General features: G+C 51.2%; 1 protein-coding gene. It reads right to left on the bottom strand.

Annotated elements, in window-relative coordinates; translation table 11 throughout:
• Window positions 1-557, bottom strand: a 557-nt coding sequence (locus ACTHS3_RS16660) for a helicase-related protein (RefSeq protein ID WP_440368595.1), incomplete at both ends; no start/stop codon positions are given.

The raw sequence follows: 557 nt of genomic DNA on the forward strand, positions 1-557 counted from the left end.
GTTGCGCTTCGGCTTCATCTTGATTGTCGGTACCCCACCAATGCGGCTCAAAGCCTTCGATGCGTTCCACATTCAAATTGCTGCCGGTCAGCTCTTTAATGGATTCAAACATTTTCTGTTCGGTTTTATCCATTAAGGAAATGGCAACGCCGTCGGCACCGGCCCGGCCGGTACGTCCGATTCGGTGGACGTAGTCTTCAGGTTGGGTTGGCAGCTCGTAGTTGATGACGAAAGGCAACTCGGCAATATCCAGGCCGCGTGCGGCAACATCGGTGGCAACCAAAACGCGTAATGTGCCTTCTTTAAAGGCATTGAGAGTTTCCAGTCGGCTTTGTTGGGATTTGTCGCCGTGGATGGATTGCGCAGCGATATTGCGGCGGACGAGGTCGCGGGTAACTTGATCGACGCTTTGTTTGGTTTTGCAGAAAACAATAACTTGATTCATATGCAAATCAACAATCAGACGTTCGAGCAGGTTGCGTTTTTTAAGTGCATCAACGGCAATGATGTGTTGCTCGACATTGGCGTTGGTGGTGTTTTGCGCGGCCACCTCGACC

The sequence above is a fragment of the Neisseria sp. P0009.S007 genome, assembly GCF_051962515.1.